The organism is Segatella copri (assembly GCF_019249795.2).
Classification (GTDB): domain Bacteria; phylum Bacteroidota; class Bacteroidia; order Bacteroidales; family Bacteroidaceae; genus Prevotella; species Prevotella copri_B.
In genome coordinates this window covers 2,198,849-2,222,377 of record NZ_CP156891.1, presented here as the reverse complement: position 1 = coordinate 2,222,377, position 23,529 = coordinate 2,198,849, and the positions used below count along the sequence as shown (strand labels likewise).

Here is a 23,529-nt window from a genome sequence, read left to right as displayed (position 1 = left end):
AACTCTTTACAGTTGCAAAAATACAAAATAAAAATGAAACCACACTATGTTGGTGCAAAAAAACAATAGTCATAAAACAAAGATTAACTTCGCCTTATGACTATTGTTGTCCACATTAAACTTATTTATCATTTAATTGGTTCCGCATGCACATAGTATTCACTGTTTATAGGGTCTTCCCCGTCAGTTTTAAGTATCAGTACCATGCGAGAATGTTTTGTACGCCAATATGCTTTAATATCAGCATCTTCGGGTAGTGCCTTAAACGTTTTACACAGCGAAGCCTTTTCTGTTTCTTTTATAGTACTATGTGCTTCATAGTACTGGTCCATAATCTTCAACAGACCTTCTCTTTCACGTTCAAGCACGCCTAACATATATTCCTTGTCGTTTTTGTCTTTTGCTCCTTTCAGTACAATACGTAACTCTGCATACGGTTTTGTAATGTCTTCTTTGTAGGCAGTAGGTGGAGTTAGGATAAACTCACGGCTCTTGTCCAGCAAGCAATATTCTGTTAGTTCGGGGTTCTTGGAATTATACCTTACGTTATCCCAATCGTAACCAAAGAATCCATCATTCACCAAATAGAGCCTCTTTCGGGCTTGATAGACAATACGGCCATCTTTATAGCCATTGGCATAGACAATAGTATTGTCATGAGGCGTGAAGAAGTATGTGCTCCACCAATAGGAAGTATTCAAACAGTTTGTCTTACGTTCCATGATTCCAAAGCTATCTGGCATATCACGACAATCACTCGTCCAAGTAATTGAATCGTAGTAGTTGTAATAGGCATTATCTGAAGAGTTGAAACCATATTCATCGGTAAGCTCAAATGTTACAAGGCAGAAGGTCTGAAACACAGGGTCTGTGTTGTCTTTGTCGTCTTCTGCATAGTATGCCTTAATCTTAAACTTGCAGTTGTCGGGAACAGAACGGTCAATATCCGTATCATACGTGTAACTTTTCTTCATCATTTCCAAATCGGTTTCGGTCATGCGTTTATATACAATCATGCCATATATAGACTTGTAACCATTGCTGCCATCACTCGTCGCTCCCAATTTTTGTATGGTGTACATTAAGGTCTTGCCATTCGACTCGTCAAGCTTAAGAATCTGCATGTATCTGCTGTCTGTTGTCTGCTTGTTGCTGCCAAACAGTATGAAGCCTTTGTCCATGTCATAAGTCCATGATACACGACTGAAACAAAAGGCTGGCAAGGCATCACTATAAAAATAACTAAAAGCTTGCTGTGATGTCTCAAACCAAAAGTGTGTAGGGCTGCCACCAAATCTGTCTTTCCAAAATTCCTCCTTGCTCAACTTTCCGTTTTCCTGTACCTCATAAGTGGCAATACTCTCCCAACCATAGCCCTTGACCTTACTCTGTATTTCTTCTGCTGCTATTGGCTTTCTCCCTTTTAGCACACAGCACCCCTCATCATTAACAGTATAGGTTTGGTTGAATAGATTCATATCCAACTTACATTGCTCAACACTCAATTCCTCAGACTTATCGCAACTGCCAAATACAACAGTGCAAGCTACGATGAGTGCTATTAACCAAAACTTCTTAGTCATAATAATCCAAATTTAAAGATTTTACATATAGACAGATTACGGATTTTCAGTGTTTCAAATTCTGCTGTCCAAGATAACTGAGTGCAAAAATACAAAAGTATCAACGTAATAGTGCATTTTTTTATTTTTTATAACACTCAAAACATACTTTTGTGCAAATAAAGGAAGAATAAACTACACCTGACAAATCTATTTACATATTTCTATGCACTGCCTACAGTTGGTACACTCACTTTCTGCAACCGTTGGGAGCAAAATTTCTTCGCCCTCATGGTGGAGCGAGGCGTTTTGGGGTTCCCAAAACATAACCTCGCTCCCTCCTCTAAGAACAAAAGACGAGATATTTGCCTTTCGGCTTTCCATGCCCAAGGTTGCAGACCTTAATTCTCTCAATTTGCGCCAAACATCAAAGCTGCCACATTGAAAGAACAAGGTCACAGACACAAGCTACTTTGTACATGGAGTTTGCAAAGGAACAGGTGATATTTTCAGTGTGAAACTTGCCAAGTGTTTCAGTTGTGTGTTGTTGATTTCCTTTGTGAACTATGCCGAGTGTGTTATGTGTGCTGTGGGTCCTCGGTATAGTCTGCATAAATCTAATGCCATGCTAAAACACTGCGGAGGTTCGCCCAAGTGGCTGGAGGCGCAAAGCCTCCAAGGAACGTTGCTGCAACCATTTCGGAGAATAGAGCGGTTGCCAATTAATCCACAAGCACATTTTACAGCGTACCAAGTGAGGGCATGTAAAACGTTGAATTGTTGAAGATAGGTGTTATCTTTATGAGAACCAACCACTTATACCCTCAACAAACTCTCAACAAATAGCTCTACACAACAAATTACTGGGCAAAAAAGAAAGAAAGGAATGGTGTTCATGGTTTTCTCTTTTCAACATTATCTTTCTTTTGTTGAGAGATTTGTTGAGAATATGTTGAGCCGTAAATACCTGATGTTCAATACTTCTTTCATCATATTCAACAATTCAACAAAAATAAGGGGTGTTTTGTCCGTCATTTTTATGAACAGAACTCATCCCCCTACAAGTAAGAATGTCATGCTTATGCTTCAGTACTTATTCACGACAGTACGACAGCGCCAAGCCAACAAACAAGCAAGAGGACATTCAACTAAAGGCGGTTGTTCTTCTATTGAGTTGTAGGATGATGACACTACTTTTCTCTTTTGCCCCATACAATCTCTTGAAGATGGTGGCACGAAACCGAGCTGCCCCGTATGAGTTTATACGGAAGCAAAGGGCAACAATCATCGGAAAGCCATACAACGTTTGCCAAATGCCATTGGAAGTTTCCTGTTTCTGTTGGACTTCCGACACCGTCAATAAACCATCCTTGTATATTGACCTTATCACAGCATGGAGTTTCATGGCGGTGACATGAAGCATATCAACCAATTCACCCTCACTCATCCACAAGTCTTGCAAGTTGGACGGAATGGATAACATTCCATTTCCGTCCACGGTGATTACAGTCCTTTTCATGCCATTCCCCCCATTGTCGGCATATGCCCCTTGATTCGACTTTCAAAAGCTGATATGTCATGCTCCAATTTAGTACTTGTCACCTTTGCGTAAATTTGTGTTGTGGCGATGTCCGTATGTCCCAGTATCTTGCTTACACTCTCTATCGGCATACCGTAGTTTAAAGCCAAAACTGCGAACGAATGCCGGGAGACATGAAATGAAATTCGCTTCTTGATGCCACACATTTTTGCCACTTTCTTTATACGCTTGTTTACCATGTCAAGTGAGCCAATATTAAACAAGTGCATATCTTTTCTCAATGGCTTGTAACGTTCAATTATCTGTATGGCTGCATCTATCAGTTTAATTTTGAATGGTACGCCTGTCTTTTGACGCTGAGAAACTATCCATGGAGACCCACTTATAATGGCAACATTGTCCTCTGTAAGATTCTTGATGTCAACGAAAGAGATACCTGTCCAACAACCAAACATAAACAAGTCTCTCGCAAAAGCAAAGTTGGGATTTTCCAACTCTATTCCTGCAAATATGTCCAATTCTTCCTCTGTCAAGAACTCACGCTCCTTGTGGTCTGGGTCAACGTGGTACATGGCAAACGGATTTCTCTGTATCTTGCCGTTGTAGTGTGCTGCCGTGACGATATGCTTCAATGGTATGGAGTATATCCAAATGGTAGATTGCGTGAGTCCAATGACATTCTTCAAATACAGACAAAAATCACGGATGAACTCCTCGGTAAGCTCATTCATGGACATATCGCTGCGCTTGTACTGAAATTTGATGAACTCGGCAACGTACTTTCTTACCGTCAGATACTTGCGGTAGGTTCGGACAGCTCGGTCTTTTCCCACGCGTTGGGCAAAGGCTGCGTTCTCCTTGTCAAAAGCTCTGAGTAATGTCTCATACTCCGTACCTATGCCTTGATATGCGTTTCTCACCATTTCAGCGGTAACGAACGCCTCACGGTCGGAAAGCCGTTGGTAATGCTTAGCGATTTGAGCCTTGATGTTATCAAGCGCAAAGTTCACCTCATTGGCTTCCTTGCTTCTGCCTTTGGCTCTGTTGCCCTTGGCATCCCATATCGCCTTGGTCACGCTCAGCTTGCAACTGAACTGTGCGATAGTTCCGTTGATTGTCACACGTCCCATGATAGGGACAATTCCGTTTCTCTCCTTGCTTCCGTTTACATAGAAGACTGTCTTGAATGTACTTCTCATAATTCCTTGCTTTTTGTTCTGTGCAAAATTAAATCATGAGAGTTGCATGGCAAATTCACAACCTGTGCAGAATTGAGAAGTAAAAACCGAAGCCGTTAAAAATGCTTATTAGAGCGTTTCTTTGAGGTAATGACTTGAAAGCGTTTCTACTTCTCAAATCCGCCATTTTCGCATTTCCTCACGAATGCCACAAAAAGCCAACGACTGCCACAACCACTTGAAACTCAAAACAAAAGCTCAAATCTGCTATTTTTTGCTTTTTTAGTCATTCTTTTTTCTTAAAAACAACTAACAATTAACCTAAAAACTTAAACCTAAAAACCTAAAATGAAAATCTATAAAACCTAAAACGAATTCTTAACAATCTATATATGAAATCCCCAATCAGAATTTATCACGAAAACTCTCAGGGGACAGTATGAATTTCAAATGAAAAGGAGTTTTTACTCTCCTCTCTGATTTCGGAAGCCCTTTTGGCTCCCTACTGTTTTTTACTCAGCTGTGCATTGCTGCCAGCCATTTTTAATCTCGGCTCTTTTGGAGCCCTTCGCATGGCTAATCTCCGATTAAGCCAACTTGTTGCTAATAGCACCAACTTCAGCTACACATGCAACAACTACTGCGAAAATCATTCCTAATACTAACATAATCTTTTCCTTTCTTAAATTTGTTATCTTAAATATACAATCTTGTAGTTTTACCTAACAAAATCTTAACTCTCTTTATTTCTTACCTCCCGGAGGAGGATTTCTATGCTCTCTTAGCTTCGTAGCTTATTTACCGCAGTTCATTCCGAGGTTCATACCTGCGCAAGCAACTACTGCGAATGCTACTACTGCTACTGTCATTATCCCGAACATTACCATAATCTTTTTCCTTTCTTTTAACCTCTTAATCAATCTCTTCGAGATTTTCCAGAAGTCTTCAACCGAATCTCAGAACCAGGTTCCGAACCGGTCTCAAACTTGTCTCGAATCGATTTCGTAAGTTATCCTTACTGAATCAATCTTTTATCCTTTTTTCTTTTTCTGGTGCAAAGGTACAACTTTTTGTGTGCGCACACAAACATTTTAGGAGAAAAGTTTCAAAAAGCCCTTTTTTCTTGATTAAGGTCAAGAACATTTACATTCTCATTACAAATCAGGCACGGATTACTCGGATTACACGGATTTAAGTCTCTCACATCAATTAAAACACATTCATAATCTCATAGAACATCCGTGTAATCCGCATAATCCGTGCCTAATCTATTCTACGCAGCCACTCCTGGCGTTCCGTAGTGCCCGTACTTGGCTATGAAACGGGCGGTCTTGGTGAAGGTGCCGTCCTCGTTCTTCATGATGAAGCCACGCTTCTTCCAGTTGCACAGCAGGATGGCAAGCTTCGTCTTGGTGCCATGAACCTGACAGATGTTCTGAATCTCAGTCTTGTCAAAGGTGTCATGAACGTAGAGAAGAAGATTGCTCACACCGGGAGTATGACACACAGAGCGGCTGTCTGCATCTATCGCCTCCTGCATCTGATTGCCGAAGAAACGCATCTTGCACCACAGATCATACTTCACGCTCCATACGATGAAATCCTCTATCGCCTTCTCCCACTTCTCGCCATTCGCCAGATAAAGCACCATCGCGCGGCGGAAACCATTCGCCAGACCACGCTTGGCAAACTCGGCGTAAGGCTTGTTGTAAGCCAGCTGAGCCATCTCCATAATCTCATTCTCCAGGCGCTCGATAAGCTGGCGAGCCTTACGGCACTCCTTGAAACCGCTGGCTGCGTTCAGCTGCTGGATGTAAGGAGAAAGCTGCGACTTGAACTGCGCATCATAACTGCCCACCTCCGGACGCGGAGCGAAATCGGGACGGATGATGGTGGCGAGCGTCAGGCGGCTCACGGCTCCATCAGCCACCTCACGAACCGAGAAGAACTTCTGCGTAACGGCAATGGTGCTCGAAGCATTCCAGTTGAAACGGGTCTTTACGCGGGCTGTAACGCTCTTGGTTCCTACTCGCTCCTGGCCGTCCTCTGAATTGTCCCAGCAGAGGCGAATCAGCTGGCTAGGGTCGTTAAACTTCCTGAGCATGTCTACCTCGTCCATCTTGCAGTAGAGATAAGCATCGCCAGCCTTCTGCACATCGTCGAGACGCTGGATGTAGGCAGCGCGGGTAAGGTCGGGCGAAACGATGCGGATGCAGATGTCTTCCGGGCGCACAGGCTTCTTCTTGTTGTCGCCCATGGTGTTCACCTCGTCCTTCCAGTCCTGCTCCTTCTGGCGGTTCACCTTATCCATCTGAACCAGGTCTTCGATGATGCAGTCGATGGGTCCGTTGACGAGCGATTTGCCTGACGACATGGCTGCAATGAGCAGATTCATCATCGCCGCCTCGTGCACCTGATTATCCGTGTAGCGGAAGGTTACGCCCTTAAGATGAGCGGCAAGCGCAGGGAAGACCGCCATTGCCACAGCCGCCTTGAAATCGGCAGGCACCTTGCTGGTGAGCAGCTTGATGAGCTTAGGCAGCTTGGCTGGCAACTGAGGAGGAACATCGGCATAGATTCCCGCCTTCTCGGTGGCCTGCTTGGCAAGATGATTCTTGCGAGCAGTCTCTACAGCCTGCTTTACCAAATCTGGAATCGCGGTAGATTGCGCCACCTTGCAGGCATTCTCTACGGTGGCGAACGCCTTCGCCTCGTCTTCGCCAAAGGTTTCTATTACCTGCTTGATCCAAGCCGCCTCACTATTACAGATGTATCTCAGCAGGCAGGCTTCACGATAGATGAAGTTGTTGCGGTTGCCGTGGACAGGAGCGCCGCCCATCAGCTCTACCAGCGCCTTCACAATCTCCCCGTAAGGAACGCCGTCGTAAGTCTGCTCATACTGCACGGCATTGGCAGCCCGTCTCGCCTTCTCCTCCTCGCTCTCGATGGGTTCGAAATCTACGGTTGGAGCAGAAGATGCATTCTGAAATGCCTGGCTCTGAGAGGCTCCTGAACGGGCTGAATCTACATCCAGCGGACGGCCGTCAATATCCAGTCCTCTCTTGCGGTAAGCCTCACGATATTCAGCCACAGCTTCCTTATCCAGGCGCTTGTACCAGTCGTCGGCAGTATAGATCTGACTTGCCGCATCGGTGATGAAGATGATGCGCTCCGGGGTTACGCAGCTAGGGTCTTCGGTGGCGTGGATGAGTTTGCAGAAGGCGCTCTGAGCCTCAGCGATGGTCATTCCTACCGGGATGCGGATGTCGATGTGGGCCTTGTTGCGGGCTGAGCGCTCGATGTGGAGCACCTTTCCCTTCCAGAGTTCAATGTCTTCGGCTGAGAAGATTTTCTCTCTGAAGAGCTTCTCTGTAGGCTCATCAAAAATTCCGTTCAGCAGAAGGGCATTCTTCACCGCTGGCTCAACCTCCTCAGGATTATCAATGTCTACGGTTGTCTGGAAGGTGAAAGCCTCTGGGTCGATGAACTTCTGGGCGCGATGGTCTTCGAGGAAGTGGAAGTAGTGAGGTGAGCGGAAAGGCAGCTGCTTCTTGAGGTCAGTAATCTTGCGGTCGAGCTGCTGGTAAGTCTCTCCCGCCTTCATCTCCTCCTGCATCATCTGGTTCTGCTGGGCGGTGAGGTCACGGATCTGACCAACAAGCTGTGCGAGCCAAGGCTGCTTGGTGAGTTCGGTGTAGTAATCGAGGAGATGGGATGAAATCTGTCCCATGTTCGCTCTGCGGTTAGGGTTCATTGCGATGATGCGGCTGCTGAGCTGCTTGCATTCATCAAAGGTTAATGATTTTTGTGTCATAAATCTATATTTTTTTAGTTGTAAAAGACAGGCTCTTTGCAGAAACCTGCCGCCTTCCATTCTGAAAAGCGGTGCAAAGATAAGGAAAAAGAAAGTAACTCCATTATTATACCTCTGCCGGTAAAAGCTGTATAAAAATATCGGGCAAGAGGGGTAAAAGTTTTTAGATTCAGGTATAAAGAGAGGTATAAAACAAGGGAGAAGAAAAGAAACAGGCTACAAGAAAAAAGCGTTGGCAACAGATTACAAATCCGCTGCCAACGCCCATTATTCTTTTAGCCAATCATCTAACATAATACCCTTCTTAAAAGCTTCTTCTCCCAGGATTTTCATAAAAATATCAACAATCTCACAATAACGGTTGAATTTTGCCTCTTGTGTATTAATCAATTCTTCCTGCTCCAGATCTTTCCATTTCAAAGCTTCATGGTTGGAAAAGGGAGCGATTCCTGCTTGCCTCAAATCATCCCTACCGCAGAGACGAGCTTTCGGACCGGATATTTTTTTGCCTTCAAATAGCTCTTCCAAGAATGTACAGAACGATTGAGGAGATTTGGGTGGGAGTAATTCCCAATCGCCCATCAGGCGGAAAATAGGATACCAATAGGCCTGTTTTGAAAGAAACACGCCATAATATCCCCTCTTCTGATAAACAGCAATCTTCAAGACTGCCTTTTTCACCAATGCCATGAGTTCCTTCTTATGCTCTCCAATCGCAGGTTTCTTCCCCACAGTCTTCATCGCTATCAGTGACTCCTCATCGCCGTGCTTGCCCCATTGCTTCACATCGTCCACCCAGCCATTCATAATCAGCAGCACGATGCCCGAGAGCAGCTGGAGCATCTTCTTTCTAGGCACACGCTTATAGAACACCTGACGGAGGAAATCTACAGGGTCGGCCTTGAATGTTGGGTAGAGATTGTGGGGGAAGGCGTGCAGCTGCTGTTCTATGGCGTCCAGCTGGTCTTTATAATCGTAGGTGCCCGTCTGCTTCTTCTTGATGGCATTCGGGGCTTCTACGAAGAAAGAATAGGCCGCACGCTCGCGGTAAGCCGAACTGGTGATGAATCCCATCTCGGTAAGCAGAACGGCCCGGAGGCGCTGCAGTTCCTCATCGTCTATCTGCTCCAGCTTATGAAGAATGCGGCTTCTGGCCTGCGTCATTTCGCGGGAATAATCGCTGCGCTGGATTTCGAGGAAACTGCTGAGCCGCTCTCTTGCCTCAGAAAGGCAATCAGAAAGTTCCTCGCGCAGCATCGCTTCAGTTTCCGCATCAAGAGAACGGTTCTCTGCCTCAGAAGAGGTTTTATCGGATGCAGAAGAGGAGTTATTGGATGCAGAAGAGCTCTCATCCGAAGCGCCTTCAGAGAGCGTATTCTGGAGACGGATGATGCTGTTGATGACGCCTTCGAGCATCATGGTGCAGTCGCTGAAGCGGGTGAGCTGTTCGATGGGCAGCACAGGACCGGAGTATTGCCAGTCATCATAAATCTTATCATCATATATTTCGCGGCGCGCCTGCTCCATCTCCTCATCAGAAACATCAGAGAGCGCCCTCACCATGAGCTGCAATCCAGCCTTATCGCCCTCGTTCTTGCTGTTGCAGCCTATGCAGCGGGTGCGCAGGTTCCGCTCCTTACGGGCGATGATGAGGGCGCGTACGTCCTCGCCTTCCAGGGCTGAAACATAGCCTATGAGCTGCTGTTTGTCATAAGCTTTCACCGCCAGCATGTCGAAGGTGTTGGCGTCATCGGGCACGAGGCAGATGGTTCTCCCCTCTGCTTCTTTAGCATACTCTACCTCATGGCCTTTCACGTCATTATGGGTGAGTCCTACGATATGGAATGTGAGATTCTTCATTTTATGTTGTTATTATTGTTTTTACGTTTGTTTGCAGTCAGGTTACAAAAGTAAGGTTTTTCGATGAAACCACCAAGCATTCTTGTTTAAATTTCCTAAAAGAGAGGACAGAGAAGCCGAGGGGGTTAACAGGGTTAACAGTTAACAGCCGTTTTTTGCATGGCCCCCCTCGCGTACCTTATTATATAATAATATATATATACTTATTTTTATATAAGTGTGTGGATGGAAGTATGCATTTTTGGGGTGTTAACTGTTAACCTGTTAACCTTTTGCTCTCAGAGCGCCCTTCTTCCATCAGAAATGCGTTCTCTCCCGATGCCTGTTAAAGATGGCTGGCTGAGCCTTGGCAGGAAAAAACTCAAACGCGCTGCTACAGCCCGTTTTACGGGCTTATATGATGGCTAGAGAGAGGCATAAATGATGGCTGAAAAGGGGCATAAATGACGACTCACGAGGGGGGATGGATCATGCGTCGCGACGGAAGAAATGTTGCGTCGCGACGGAACGGGGAATGCATCGCGATGCAGAAAAAAGGGCTTTTTAGAGCGGAAAACTATGAGTTGCGGGACAGAAAACTATGAGTAAGTTTTGTTAACGGGAGGGAAAACAACAAGGCGATACTCTTCTCTTATAGGAAGAATATCGCCTCGTTGCCTTCATTAAAAAGGAGGTCAAGGATGCTCATATTGGGCTGAAAACCGTATTTCTGCTCGTAAACCTGGTAATAGCGCTTCGACTCGAATTCGGGGTCAGGAAGAGGTTTCTTGGGACGAATCGCATCGCGGAAATCCTTGATTTCATTCTCTGCTCCCATTTCTTCACGCTGAATGTACTCTTCGGTAACCGAAATCCTGGGACGGATGTCGAGGAGTTCTATCATCTTCTCTGTAGTCTCCATGTTGAAATCGAAGAGGAACTCGTATTTCTTCTCGTAGAAAGGGCGGATGTCGTCCTGATAATACTCGAAGAAAGGGCTCTCGCCATAAGCGGAAAGGAGCGCATTCCAGTGCACGTGGCGCCAGTTGGCGTGGTCGGAGATGCGGATGTCCTTCATCGACAGAGAGATGTCGTGATTGGTGGGGATGGTGAGCGAGAGGGGGCCGTTGGTGGTAGGGATGATCATACGGTTACGATAGGTTTGCTTGATAAAGCTCTCGTGGCGCTCTATCAGGCATTCATCGTAGCGGTTCAGCTTCTGGTACCACTGGATGGGGCCGAAATATGTGGAAGAAAGAAGGGCTTTCAATTTCTGCTTTGTTATGAAGGGTTAATGATGAAGAGGGGGACGAGCGATGGAATCGCTCGGAACGGGGGGCAGACGGGGGACAAGCTTTCGGCAGCGCGAGGGAGCTAGAACAGCTTAAAGGCTTTGCCTATCATCTGATGCTTATGAACGAGCTGCTGGCCGGTTGGCGTCTTCAAGAGATAGAAGCGGCAATCCTTGCAGCCGCAGCGCTTGCAGCAGATGGTTGGAATGACGAACTGCATGGTGTCGATGCGCAGCGTATCACCCGGAAGCTTCTCTATCCTGCCTATGAAATGAGACTCGAAGACGCGCTTGCGGCGCTGGTTCTTGGGCTGGTAAACCACCGTATCGGTGAAAACAACCACATCGCCACGCCCGAAATTTTCGTAGTCAATCCTGTTCACTATCACCCGGTTGCCTGCCTTCAGCTGGGGCGGAAGCCCGCCCTGAGGCACCGAGAAGATAGTAAAGACATAGGTGCGCACTGCCCAAGCCAGGAGCAGCGACAACACCAATGCTATTAGGAATTTGCCGGCAGTCTTCAATTCTTATTTTTTTTTCTTACTTAATATTGTCTACAAAAGTGAAGAGGCGGTTCCAACGGATGCCTGAGAAGCCCGGATGATCTGGGCTGTGGCTCCACCAGATGAAGATAGGCTTGCCCACGATGTGGTCCTCAGGCACGAAACCCCAGTAGCGGCTGTCGGCTGAGTTGTGGCGGTTGTCGCCCATCATCCAGTAGTAGTCGAGCTTGAAGGTGTAGCTCTTCGCCTGCTTGCCATTGATGAAGATGCGGCCAGCGTTGTCTACCTTCAGGTCGTTGCGCTCGTAAACCTTGATGCAGCGCTCGTATACAGGCAGATTCTTCAGCGTCAGAGCGATGCTCTCGCCCTTCTTCGGAATCCATACCGGACCGTAATTATCTCTTGTCCAGCCGGTATAGGCGTTGAGCGGATAGAGGTCGCCATAGGTTGCATCCGTATTGATAGAGATGCTCTCTACGAGGTTTCTGTTCGCCTTCAGCGCCATATAAGCCTTCTTGGTGAGCGGAATCACGCCACTCTGATTATACATCAGCAGGTCTTCGTTGGTGATTCCCAGTTCATCGGCAAGGTCGATAGGGAACTCGCCCTTGAGCTTCATCTTATAAGTATACTGCACGTTATCAGGCTCCTTGTTTGCCTTTCCGTTCAGATAAACGATGTGGTTCTTGATCTGCAGGGTCTGACCAGGCAAGCCCACACATCGCTTTACATAGTTCTCGCGGCGGTCGGTAGGACGGCTGATGATGTCGCCATATTCGCCCGGCATGCTGCTGATGTAGTTGCGGCCTGTAGCATAAACCTGCTCAAAATAGTGGCGCTGCTGCAATGGGTTCATCGCACGCACATCCTTTTCCTGTCCGTTCTGCTGCATCAGCTGGTCGCCGATGCTGTAAACCATCTGGTAGTAATCATTCGCCTGATAGCGCTCCTCATTGACGAGCGTATCGCCTGCAGGATAATTGAACACCACGATGTCATTGAGTTTCACGTTGCCCAAACCCTTTACGCGGCGGTAATCCCAGTGAGGCCACTCTATGTAGCTCTTCACGTTGACCAGCGGCATGGTGTGCTGGGTGAGCGGCATGGTGAGCGGAGTTTCAGGGATGCGAGGGCCGTAGCTTACCTTGCTCACGAAGAGATAATCGCCCGTGAGGAGACTCTTCTCGAGAGAGGAAGACGGAATGACGTAGTTCTGGAAGAAGAAGAGGTTGATGAAATAAACCGCTACGAGAGCAAACACCAGCGCATCTACCCAGCTCATGATGAAGCGCACAGGGCCTTCTTCATCCTTCCACCACTGCCAGTGAATCTTCTTGGTGATGTAAACATCGAAGATGAATGGAACCACAATGAGTCCCAGCCAGCTTTCTACCCAAACCAGAAAGAGGAGATAGAGGGCGAGAACCACTGCGAACTTCGCCCACTGTACCTTCATATTGAGTTTTTGTTTCTGCTTGTCTATCATAACTTCTGCTTAGAACTTAAATAAATCTGATGTGGTGAGCAAGCCGGAATGGTTGGCTGTGAACTCAGCTGCGAGAACGGCTCCCAGGGCGAAACCCTTGCGAGAATGGGCACTGTGCTCGATGGTAATCATATCAGCATCGCTGTCATACATCACGGCGTGGATTCCCGGAACCTCGCCATCGCGTACGCAGTTGATGACCAGGTCTTCATCAGTAATGTTTGCATCGCCCTCATCGTGATGACCATCCTCAGTCCAATAAGTAACGCCACGCTTCCAGTCCTTCTTTCTGTCGATGTTGTCGATGATTTCCTCGGCAAGGGTGATGGCTGTTCCAGATGGCGCATCGAGCTTATGAACGTGGTGGGTTTCCTGCATGCATACAGAGTACTGTGGGAAACCATTCATGATTTTAGCCAGATAGCGGTTTACGGCAGAGAAAATGGCCACACCGATGCTGAAGTTAGAGGCCCAGAAGAGGGTCTGCTTACCATCGGCGCAGAGTTTCTCCACGTCTTCCTTATGGTCTTTCATCCAACCTGTAGAACCTGAAACCACCTTCACGTTGTGAGAGAAAGCCTTCAGATAGTTGCCGTAGGCGGCAGTAGGGTTGGTAAACTCAATGGCAACATCGGCAGAGCAGAACTCCGGGCTGTCGATGTCTTGAGGGTTATTCACGTCAATCTTACAAACGATTTCGTGGCCACGCTGCAGGGCGATCTCCTCGATCATGTGTCCCATCTTTCCGTAGCCGATCAAAGCAATTTTCATCTTTATCTATTTTTATTTTTGTTCTTATTTCTAAACCTTTCGGCAAAAAAATGCAAATGAGCGCAATGAAAGCTTGCTTTCAAATTGCCGAGTGCTGCTTTTTTTATGCAAAAATACACATTTTTCTTCGAAAAACCTTGAAAAATCCTTGTTATTATAATAATAAATAGAAAATTTTGGTTATTTTTGCAGTGATTTAAGGCTTTTAGCCTCATTTAGTAACTAAAAAGAGAAAATTATGAGCAGATATATTTTTGAGACGAAGATGGAAGTAAGAGATTATGAGTGCGATATTGAGGGCATCGTGAACAATGCCAACTATCTGCACTACATGGAACATACCCGCCATCTCTTTCTGAAGGAATGCGGCCTCAGCTTTGCCGAAATGCACAACAAAGGCGTGGATGCTGTGGTGGCGAGAATGAACCTGCAGTACAAGGTTCCGCTGCAATGCGATGATGAATTCTTCTCGCGTCTGTGGCTGGAGAAGCAGGGCGTGAGATATGTTTTCCATCAGGACATCTTCCGTGCCAAGGACGAGAAACTCTGCCTCAAGGCAACCGTAGAACTCGTCTGCCTCATCAACGGAAAGCTGGGCAACAGCGAGGACTACGACAAGGCATTCGAGAAATACTTCTCTCCTCAGGGTTAACAGGTTAACAGTTAACAGCTGATTTTTCAATACCCCTTCCGCACACGAGCGAAGAACTTGCGTTCCGAAAGAGGCAATCCTATAAACCATAAAAGCCGAAACAATATGGAGCAACTTCTTCATTATGTGTGGAAGCACAAGCTCTTCCCACTCTCTCCACTCACCACCACCTGGCACCAGGCTGTGGAAGTAATTGACCCCGGACTGCACAACCGCAATGCAGGGCCCGATTTCTTCAATGCCAAAATCAAACTCAACGGAACCCTATGGGTGGGAAACGTGGAGATTCACGACAAGGCAAGCGACTGGTATGTGCACGGACATGATAAGGATGAACGCTACGACAACGTTATCCTGCACGTTTGCGGAACCATCGATGTAGAAGCCAAGAACTCGAAAGGCGAGCCCCTCGTGCAGTTGCAGCTCGACATTCCCGAAAACGTATCGAAGCATTATCAGGAGCTGCTGAGCATCGACCAGTATCCTCCCTGCTACCAGATTATCCCATCGCTCACCCGCCTCACCGTGCACAGTTGGATGAGCGCCCTGCAAACCGAGCGCTTATCGCAGAAAACCGATGCGATAGAGGCGCGCGTGAAGCAATGTAACGGCGATTGGGAAAACGCCTACTTCGTGACCCTGGCGCGCAACTACGGGTTCGGAATCAACGGCGACACCTTCGAGCAGTGGGCTTACCATCTGCCACTGAGGGCCGTAGACCATCACCGCGACGACCTCTTCCAGATAGAAGCCATCTTCCTGGGGCAAGCCGGACTGCTGGAGCTGAACACCATTCCCGAAAGATATCAGAAAGACGCGCTGAACGACGGCTATTTCTCCCGATTGAGGAACGAATATCTCTATCTCTCGCATAAATTCTCGCTGCAGCCGATGGATTACAAGCAGTGGCGCTTCCTGCGCCTGCGTCCGCAGAACTTCCCTCACATCCGCATCTCGCAGTTAGCCAATCTTTATTATAACCGCCGTGCGGGGCTGAGCCAGCTGCTCGAGGCAAGCACGGTGAAGGAGGCGAAGCAGGTGCTCTCAACCAGCGTTACGGAGTATTGGGAAACCCATTATACCTTCGGCAGCACGAGCATCCGGAACGAGAAGCACCTCTCCCCTTTCTCGCTCAATCTGCTCATCATCAACACCGTGGTTCCCATCCTCTTTGCCTATGGAAGGCACCGGGGCGAGGAGAAATACTGCGACCGCGCCTTCGACTTCCTGGAGGAGCTGAAGGCCGAGAATAACCACATAGTAAGGATGTGGAAGGAATGCGGTCTGCCGGTAGAGAACGCCGGGGATAGCCAGGCACTCATACAGCTGAAGAAGGAATACTGCGACAGGAAGGAATGCCTGAGGTGCAGGATAGGTTACGAATACTTGAAAAAATAAAGATTATGGCTGATCAACAGGAAATACTGAACACCATCCTCCTGACAAGGCTCAATTACTTCAGCCTGGCAGGAATGCTGGAGCTATACAGAAAGGTAGGCTCCGCTACGCTCATCCTGGAGCATAAGAACAACCTCAGAGACATCCTCCCCGATGCCTCGGATAAACTCGTGAGCGCTATCCAGAACTGCGAAGAAGCCCGAAAACGCGCTGAGGAAGAACTGGAGTACGACATACGCTACGGAATAGAACCCATTCCGATGAACGACGACCGCTATCCGCAACGCCTCAAAGACTGCGATGACGCACCTCTCATCCTCTTCTATAAAGGCAACGCCAACCTCAACCAGCAGCGCGTCATCAACATCGTAGGAACCCGCCACTGCACGCCTTACGGCGAAGACCTCATCCACCGCTTCATCACCGACCTGAAGCAGCTCTCACCCAACGTGCTCATCATGAGCGGACTTGCCTACGGAGTGGACATCGTGGCGCACCGCCAGGCACTCGCCAACGGCTACGAAACCATAGGCGTGCTGGCTCACGGTCTGGATGACCTCTACCCCCGTCAGCACCGGGAAACGGCGGCAAGAATGATAGAACAGGGCGGACTGCTCACCGAATTCCTTACCCGTACAAACGCTGATAAGATAAACTTCGTGCGCCGCAACCGCATCGTAGCGGGAATGTCGGATGCCTGCATCCTGATAGAGAGCGCAGCTCATGGCGGCGGCCTCATCACCTGCGATATTTCGCAATCCTACGGCAGAGACGTCTTCGCCTTCCCGGGCAGAATAGGTGATTACTACAGCGAGGGCTGCAACAACCTGATACGCAACAACGGCGCCACGCTCATCACCAGTGCCGAGGACTTTGTGAAGGACATGCGCTGGCAGGATGACGCCACCCTGATGCGAGCCAAGCAGCAAGGCATCGAGCGCAGCCTCTTCCCCGAGTTATCAACAGAAGAAGAGCTCATCGTCAGCATCCTCTCAAAGACAAACGACCTGCAGATCAACATCATCAGCGTGAAGTCGAACATCGACATCTCCCGCCTCACCTCCCTCCTCTTCCAGATGGAAATGAAAGGAATCATCCGCACCCTGGCAGGGGGAATGTATCATCTTTTAAAGTGAATCAAAGGAGGAGTTAAGGAGTTAAAGGGAGTTAAGGAGTTAAGACAACAGTTATGAGATACTCATGTTTTTTGTATATCATGGCAAATTCTCATAAAAAAAGTGTAACTTTGCAACCGAAATTTTGGAGAAGGAATATCAAGGATTATCATTTTCGAAGCATTTGTCTTAACTCCTTTAACTCCTTAACTCCTTTAACTCCTCATAAAACGATGAAAATAGGTAATATAGAATTTGGGCCTCAGCCCCTCTTCCTCGCTCCGATGGAAGACGTAACAGATATTGGCTTTCGCATGCTCTGCAAGCGATTCGGAGCCGCCATGGTTTATACTGAGTTCGTATCGGCGGAAGCCTTGGTGCGAAGCATCAAGAGCACCGTCAGCAAGCTTACGATAAGCGATGAAGAGCGCCCTGTGGGCATTCAGATTTACGGCAGAACCACAGAGGACATGGTGGAAGCTGCCAAGATCGTGGAACAGGCGAAGCCGGATGTGATTGATATTAACTTCGGTTGCCCGGTGAAGAAGGTTGCCGGAAAGGGTGCAGGAGCCGGAATGCTCCGAAATATCCCATTGATGCTGGATATTACAAGAGAAGTGGTAAAGGCGGTAAACGTGCCCGTAACTGTGAAAACCCGATTGGGATGGGATTGCGAGAACCTCATCATCACCGACCTTGCCGAGCAGCTACAGGATTGCGGGATCCAGGCGCTCACCATCCACGGCAGAACCCGTAGCCAGATGTACACCGGAGAAGCCGACTGGAGCCTCATCGGAGAGGTGAAGAACAATCCCCGCATCCATATTCCTATCATCGGCAACGGCGACATTACGACCCCAGAAGAAGCCAAGCTTGCCTTCGAAAGATACGGCGTAGATGCGGTAATGATTGGCCGCGCCACCTTCGGCAGGCCTTGGATTTTCAAGGAAATTCGTGATTATCTGGATAATACGGGCGCTGCTCCATTAACCGTAGATGAGAAAATCGACCTCTTGGAAGAGCAGCTCCGCATCAACGTGGAGCGCATCGACGAGTACAGAGGCATTCTCCACACCCGTCGCCACCTTGCCGCCTCCCCTATCTTCAAGGGCATTCCCGATTTTCGCCAGACGAGAATCGCCATGCTGAGAGCCACGACCGTGGAGGAACTGAAAGAGATATTGAAAGAATGCCGCGAGAGAATCAAGGCGATAGAATAAGAAACAAAAAGGGAGAATCCAACAGACACCTGTTAGTTTCTCCCTTTTACTTTTAAAAGATTGACTTTATATAATCCATCAAATTTTCATTCTTATAGCTTGGAGTTTGAAGTGATCTACCACCCTTAAAACCATGCTTAATCAAAACACTTTCATTCAATTGGTCTCCAGAATATTCTGCAACCAACTTTAATCTAAAAGTAATATCCGTAGGAGCTTGCTCAAGCCAATATTCAGAATCCTCACGCTTACAATTATCGGCAACAACTTGAGTTTTAAATCTAACGTTTCTAGTATTTGACATAAACAAATATACTATATCTCCTACTTCAAAATTAGCTGTATTTACCCAACTAATAAATCCACTCTTTATCAAGCTCTTTGCGTGATTACATTTTTTCTCATTTGCAAAAGCAATCCACTCTTTATTCCCCATTGTTTAAAAAATATTTGATAATATCATCTATTGTTGCCTTAAACAACCTACCATAATCAGAACTTACACTATTAGGTGCCCATATCTTAAAACATTTTTGCCCTAATGTGCTACCATAAAAGAAAGTATATGTCAGTCCCATCACCTCGAAATCAAAATGTTCACCAGACTTTGCTGTTTTAAAAGTTTCAGAAAAGTCTTTTAGATTTTTTACAGCAGTTTCCTTATCTCCCAACAACAAATTCACATCATCATGAAATTTTGAATTATTACGTAACGTTAGAGAATACACATCCCCTCTCTCTGTTGTAGACTTCATCAAACTGACGGAACCATTTGTAAACCCCTTTACCCTCTCTATTGAACCAGACTTTTTTAATTGCGCATGACTCATAATTGGGCAAACACTTAAAATTAATGATAAAAGAAGTATAACTTTAAATCTAAACATAATCAAAAATAATTATCAAATTACTATTGTCTCATCCATAGCAAGTCAAAGTACATCAATCTGGTTGCCATTTTGATTTGCTGCCCCTTCTTTCCTCCTGTATATAAGAACTCCTGTTCTTCAGAGGTAAACAGAGATTGAAAACCATTTTTTTGATAGAAAGAGATTACTTCGGGAGCATTGATTGCATCTACTATCACAAAGCGACAGCCAGACTTGTTGTCATGAGACATAAACCAACCCTTGATGAAATCAATGACTTCACTGCCTATTCCCTTTCCACAAAAATCCTTGTTTACGCCCAAACGACCGATAAGAATACCAGGGTATCTACGCAGAGGCTTTTCATGATGCGTAAGACTTTTCATATAATCCTTACGGCTTCTTGGCAAATCATAAATACGAATGCTATCATTAGAAACCGTAAAGGCACAAACGATTTTGGTGGGGTCATCATTCTTTCGAAAACAATATGATTTCCCCATCAAATAATAAGCATAGCGTGTGGCATCATTCTTGAAGAAATCATCCAGATCTTCATTGCCACACGAGAATGGTTGACAGGTGGATAATAAGTCATCTGTCAATTCACTAAAAAAGCATTGTGAACTCAGAAACATAAATGCCTCCTTTCTTATCTCATACCTGCCTTTTCCAAAATGCTGCGAGCCATTACACAAAAGGGATGTTCTTCGATATTTTTGAATCCCTTAAAATTGCGCTCGGCCTCTTCTGCATGGCGCAAAAACTCTTTTGCTTCTTTACCATGCAATGTTGGTATTGCTTTGATTGCTGTTGCCATAATCTTATCTCCTATCATTATGTCAACTGCCAACCTGTAACAAAGTTAACAGGTTAACAGTTAACAGTTGTTTTTTCTATACTTCTACCTGAAATTGAAGAAACCTAGCTTCCTCAAATTATAGAGAAGGGCTTTACTTCTTCAATATCGAAGCACCTTCGAGCAGGGCGAGTGCCTTATTCTCGTTCTCCTCCATGATTTCACGCTCTCCCGGACCCTTGTCGTTGATTCCGCAGAGGTGCAGGATGCCGTGGATGATGACGCGATGGAGCTCATCATCGTAGGTCTTGCCAAACTGCTCGGCATTGGTGCGGACCGTATCCAGCGAAATCACGATGTCGCCGTTAATCACATCATCCTCATCGTAATCGAAGGTGATGACATCGGTATAGTAATCATGACCCAGATACTCGTTGTTTACTTCGAGAATCTTCTCGTCATCTACAAACATATAGCCAATCTCACCCACCTTGCGGCCATGAGAGGCAGCTACCTTACGAATCCAGGCACTCGTATCACGCTTCTTGATCTTTGGCATTTTCACGCCGTCTACATTGTATGTTATCATACGCTTCTTCCTCCTATTTTTATTTTATTTTTGGTAAAAATTCATCTACTTCTCTTCCGAAGAATCTCAGCTCCCTAACCAGCGTTGAGCTGATGCTGCTGTATCTTGGGTCAGAAAACAGCAGGATGGTTTCTACGCCGCCCAACTGCTTATTGATGTCAGCCTGCTCTCTTTCGTACTCGAAATCCTTGGCAGAACGGACGCCACGAACCAGAAACCTGGCTCCCATACGATGCGCCAAATCGATGGTGAGATCATCGTAAGAAACCACCTCCAGGCGATAACCCTTAGATGCATCTTCCGCATCCACCAACTCCGAACATTCCTTCGGGAAAACAGCCTTGATATCCTCCACACGCTTCGAGATTTCCTCGCTGGCGTGCTTCAGTTTGCTCACCGCCACTGCAATCACGAGCTTGTCGAACATCGGCAAGGCACGCTCGGCAATGTTCTGATGTCCTATCGTAAATGGGTCGAATGTACCCGTAAATATTCCTATCTTCATGTTTTTCTTCACTCTTCGTTCTTCACTCAAACAAGTCTCCCTGCATAATATTGCTTGTATACGGATTTCTGCCGAGATGCTCGTAGGCAAGCGGCGTTGCCATTCTGCCTCGCGGCGTGCGCTTGATGAAACCCTCCATGATGAGGAACGGCTCGTAAACCTCCTCTACGGTGCCGCCATCCTCGCCTATTGCCGTGGCAATGGTGCTTACGCCTACCGGACCGCCACGGAACTTGTCGATGATGGTGGTGAGAATCTTGTTGTCAATCTCGTCCAAGCCATACTGATCGATGTTGAGCGCCTTGAGCGCCATCTGGGCAATATCGTAAGTGATGGTTCCGTTGCCCTTTACCTGGGCGAAATCACGCACTCTTCGCAGCAGGGAATTGGCGATACGAGGGGTTCCGCGCGAACGGCGGGAGATTTCCACAGCCGCCTCATCCTCTATCGGCACCTTCAGGAGCATCGCACTTCGCTTGATAATCTTCTGAAGCGTAGCCGGGTCGTAATATTCCAGATGCAGATTGATTCCGAAACGGGCACGCAGAGGAGCTGTAAGCAGACCGCTTCTCGTTGTTGCTCCTACGAGGGTAAACGGATTCAAGTCTATCTGGATGCTGCGAGCCGAAGGACCCTTGTCTATCATGATATCGATGCGGTAATCCTCCATCGCCGAATAGAGATACTCCTCTACCACAGGCGAAAGTCGGTGGATTTCATCGATAAAGAGCACATCGTTGGGCTCCAGCGAGGTAAGGATTCCCGCCAGATCGCCCGGCTTATCAAGCACAGGACCCGATGTAATCTTGAATCCTACGCCCAGTTCGTTGGCGATGATGTTGCTCAGCGTGGTCTTACCCAATCCCGGCGGACCATGGAGGAGCGTATGGTCGAGTGGTTCGCCACGATATTTGGCAGCCTCAACAAAGACCTCGAGATTTTCCACCACGCCATTCTGTCCGCTGAAATCAGAAAACTTCAGCGGGCGCAGCGCCTTCTCGAATTCCTTTTCGGCAGGCGAAACTATTTCTTGTCTTATATCAAAATCTTCGTTCATTCTATGACTATTATCGATAATATGGGTGCAAAGTTACACATTTGTTGCGGAATTAAAGAAGAAAAGCCGAATTATTTTGCCCATGATTTTGCACAATCCCAAAAGATTCGTGCAGATTTGCAAGCGTTACCCTACAAAAATGTTATAATTTATCATTTTCTTGCAGAATAATTTGTTTATCCGATAGAAAAGACGTACTTTTGCACTCGATATTGAAAGCGAGGAAAGAAATAAATAAGAGAGAAATATCAGGATTTTAAAAGAAATAGAATTATGCTTAAGTTATTTCAAGGGCTCAGCAAGCTGCTGGCCAATTACACATCTATCTTCGTGATAGGTGTTGCAGTGTTCACATTCTTCTTCCCACATACCTTCGACTGGGTGCGCGGAACTACTCAAACCGTCATTCTCGGCATCATCATGCTCACTATGGGTCTGACCTTGACCACCAACGACTTCAAGATTCTGGCTCAGCGCCCGCTGGATGTCTTCATCGGAGCCTGTGCCCAGTTTATCATCATGCCGGGTGTGGCTTACACCCTGGTTCATGTGTGGCATCTTGACCCAGCCCTGGCACTCGGAATCCTGCTGGTAGGTTGCTGTCCGGGCGGCGTTTCGAGCAACATCATGAGTTATCTGTGTCATGGCGACGTAGCTTTCTCCGTAGGAATGACCTGCGCCTCTACCATTCTTGCACCGGTGATGACTCCGCTGCTGATGAAGATTACGGCAGGCGAGATTATCCATGTAGATGCTGTGGGAATGTTCATCAACATCCTCATCGTAACGATTATTCCTGTGGCCATCGGCTGCGCCCTCAACTATATTTACGGCAAGAAAGACTGCTTCCCTACCATCCAGAGTCTGATGCCGGGCATCAGCGTTACGTGTCTGGCAATCATCGTAGGCGGTGTGATTTCTACGGTTCATGATGACCTCGTAGCCCGCGGCTTATCGCTTTTCCTCTGGACTTTCGCCGTGGTTTTCTGCCACAACACGCTGGGTTATCTTCTCGGTTGGCTTGCCGGCAAATGTGCCGGATTCAATACCGCCAAGAAGCGTACCATCAGTATTGAGGTAGGAATGCAGAACGCCGGTCTTGCTACGGTACTTGCTGGCAACTTCTTCGCAACCCAGCCTCTCGCCGTATTGCCTTGCGCCATCAGCTGCGCCTGGCACAGTATTTCCGGCACCATCCTTGCCGGAATCTATCTGAAATGGGACCATCTGCATGAGAAGAAGTAAATGACTTCTGAAAAAGATAAAAAAAGGTCGTGAGATTTCTGATTGAACCTCACGACCTTTTCTTATATCATTACCTCACGGGGTTAACAGGTTAAC

At 46.9% G+C, this 23,529-nt stretch carries 21 protein-coding genes; 5 read left to right on the top strand and 16 right to left on the bottom strand.

Annotated elements, in window-relative coordinates:
* Positions 1 to 128 precede the first annotated feature (128 nt).
* The 9 genes from KUA48_RS09395 to dapB form a co-directional block, all read right to left on the bottom strand.
* A complete protein-coding gene (locus KUA48_RS09395) occupies positions 129 to 1,583 on the bottom strand; it encodes a hypothetical protein (protein ID WP_089545425.1) in 1,455 nt (484 codons plus the stop codon).
* A 1,123-nt stretch (positions 1,584 to 2,706) separates the two neighbouring features.
* Entirely contained in the window at positions 2,707 to 3,081 is a 375-nt protein-coding gene (locus tag KUA48_RS09390) for a hypothetical protein (RefSeq protein ID WP_038606222.1), read from the bottom strand.
* Complete coding sequence (locus KUA48_RS09385) at positions 3,078 to 4,301, bottom strand: site-specific integrase (RefSeq protein ID WP_022459668.1); 1,224 nt, start codon at positions 4,299 to 4,301, stop codon at positions 3,078 to 3,080. The genes KUA48_RS09390 and KUA48_RS09385 overlap by 4 nt, the downstream gene beginning before the upstream one ends.
* 1,252 nt (positions 4,302 to 5,553) lie before the next feature.
* Positions 5,554 to 8,094 carry a hypothetical protein gene (locus KUA48_RS09380; RefSeq protein WP_218433548.1) on the bottom strand — a complete coding sequence of 847 codons (2,541 nt, stop codon included), beginning with the start codon at positions 8,092 to 8,094 and terminating at the stop codon, positions 5,554 to 5,556.
* A 267-nt stretch (positions 8,095 to 8,361) separates the two neighbouring features.
* Entirely contained in the window at positions 8,362 to 9,954 is a 1,593-nt protein-coding gene (locus KUA48_RS09375; protein ID WP_218433547.1) for a hypothetical protein, read from the bottom strand.
* A gap of 631 nt (positions 9,955 to 10,585) precedes the next feature.
* Positions 10,586 to 11,203 (bottom strand): WbqC family protein, encoded by a 618-nt coding sequence (locus KUA48_RS09370; protein ID WP_118254503.1) that lies wholly within the window; start codon positions 11,201 to 11,203, stop codon positions 10,586 to 10,588.
* Between the two features lie 104 nt (positions 11,204 to 11,307).
* A complete protein-coding gene (gene lepB / locus KUA48_RS09365) occupies positions 11,308 to 11,748 on the bottom strand; it encodes a signal peptidase I (protein WP_218433546.1) in 441 nt (146 codons plus the stop codon).
* A 16-nt stretch (positions 11,749 to 11,764) separates the two neighbouring features.
* Positions 11,765 to 13,213 carry a signal peptidase I gene (lepB, locus tag KUA48_RS09360; RefSeq protein ID WP_153080707.1) on the bottom strand — a complete coding sequence of 483 codons (1,449 nt, stop codon included), beginning with the start codon at positions 13,211 to 13,213 and terminating at the stop codon, positions 11,765 to 11,767.
* A gap of 9 nt (positions 13,214 to 13,222) precedes the next feature.
* Complete coding sequence (dapB, locus tag KUA48_RS09355) at positions 13,223 to 13,984, bottom strand: 4-hydroxy-tetrahydrodipicolinate reductase (protein WP_006848940.1); 762 nt, start codon at positions 13,982 to 13,984, stop codon at positions 13,223 to 13,225.
* A gap of 238 nt (positions 13,985 to 14,222) precedes the next feature.
* Here dapB and KUA48_RS09350 point away from each other — a divergent pair, with 238 nt between their 5' ends.
* From KUA48_RS09350 to dusB, 4 genes are all read left to right on the top strand, one after another.
* Complete coding sequence (locus tag KUA48_RS09350) at positions 14,223 to 14,636, top strand: thioesterase family protein (protein WP_022122009.1); 414 nt, start codon at positions 14,223 to 14,225, stop codon at positions 14,634 to 14,636.
* A gap of 105 nt (positions 14,637 to 14,741) precedes the next feature.
* On the top strand, positions 14,742 to 16,034 hold the full coding sequence (locus KUA48_RS09345; protein WP_218433545.1) for a DUF2851 family protein: 1,293 nt from the start codon (positions 14,742 to 14,744) through the stop codon (positions 16,032 to 16,034).
* 5 nt (positions 16,035 to 16,039) lie between these two features.
* Positions 16,040 to 17,170 carry a DNA-processing protein DprA gene (gene dprA, locus KUA48_RS09340; protein WP_153087367.1) on the top strand — a complete coding sequence of 377 codons (1,131 nt, stop codon included), beginning with the start codon at positions 16,040 to 16,042 and terminating at the stop codon, positions 17,168 to 17,170.
* Positions 17,171 to 17,382: 212 nt separating this feature from the next.
* The gene (gene dusB / locus KUA48_RS09335) at positions 17,383 to 18,369 is read left to right on the top strand and encodes a tRNA dihydrouridine synthase DusB (protein WP_118152516.1); all 987 of its coding nucleotides are present in this window, start codon (positions 17,383 to 17,385) and stop codon (positions 18,367 to 18,369) included.
* A 52-nt stretch (positions 18,370 to 18,421) separates the two neighbouring features.
* On the opposite strand, the gene KUA48_RS09330 is transcribed toward dusB, so the two are convergent.
* From KUA48_RS09330 to ruvB, 7 genes are all read right to left on the bottom strand, one after another.
* Positions 18,422 to 18,805 carry a hypothetical protein gene (locus KUA48_RS09330; RefSeq protein ID WP_022111304.1) on the bottom strand — a complete coding sequence of 128 codons (384 nt, stop codon included), beginning with the start codon at positions 18,803 to 18,805 and terminating at the stop codon, positions 18,422 to 18,424.
* Positions 18,795 to 19,256: a hypothetical protein gene (locus KUA48_RS09325; RefSeq protein ID WP_153094424.1), complete on the bottom strand. Its 462-nt coding sequence runs from the start codon at positions 19,254 to 19,256 to the stop codon at positions 18,795 to 18,797. The genes KUA48_RS09330 and KUA48_RS09325 overlap by 11 nt, the downstream gene beginning before the upstream one ends.
* Before the next feature lie 23 nt (positions 19,257 to 19,279).
* Positions 19,280 to 19,876 (bottom strand): N-acetyltransferase, encoded by a 597-nt coding sequence (locus KUA48_RS09320; protein WP_153094423.1) that lies wholly within the window; start codon positions 19,874 to 19,876, stop codon positions 19,280 to 19,282.
* Positions 19,877 to 19,890: 14 nt separating this feature from the next.
* Positions 19,891 to 20,058 carry a hypothetical protein gene (locus KUA48_RS09315; RefSeq protein WP_006848934.1) on the bottom strand — a complete coding sequence of 56 codons (168 nt, stop codon included), beginning with the start codon at positions 20,056 to 20,058 and terminating at the stop codon, positions 19,891 to 19,893.
* A 133-nt stretch (positions 20,059 to 20,191) separates the two neighbouring features.
* Positions 20,192 to 20,626 (bottom strand): rRNA maturation RNase YbeY, encoded by a 435-nt coding sequence (gene ybeY, locus KUA48_RS09310; protein WP_006848933.1) that lies wholly within the window; start codon positions 20,624 to 20,626, stop codon positions 20,192 to 20,194.
* A 19-nt stretch (positions 20,627 to 20,645) separates the two neighbouring features.
* On the bottom strand, positions 20,646 to 21,131 hold the full coding sequence (gene coaD, locus KUA48_RS09305) for a pantetheine-phosphate adenylyltransferase (protein WP_153073144.1): 486 nt from the start codon (positions 21,129 to 21,131) through the stop codon (positions 20,646 to 20,648).
* A 22-nt stretch (positions 21,132 to 21,153) separates the two neighbouring features.
* Positions 21,154 to 22,188: a Holliday junction branch migration DNA helicase RuvB gene (gene ruvB / locus KUA48_RS09300; RefSeq protein WP_153073143.1), complete on the bottom strand. Its 1,035-nt coding sequence runs from the start codon at positions 22,186 to 22,188 to the stop codon at positions 21,154 to 21,156.
* A gap of 273 nt (positions 22,189 to 22,461) precedes the next feature.
* On the opposite strand from ruvB, the gene KUA48_RS09295 reads away from it, so the two are divergent.
* On the top strand, positions 22,462 to 23,433 hold the full coding sequence (locus tag KUA48_RS09295; protein WP_218433544.1) for a bile acid:sodium symporter family protein: 972 nt from the start codon (positions 22,462 to 22,464) through the stop codon (positions 23,431 to 23,433).
* Positions 23,434 to 23,529 lie beyond the last annotated feature (96 nt).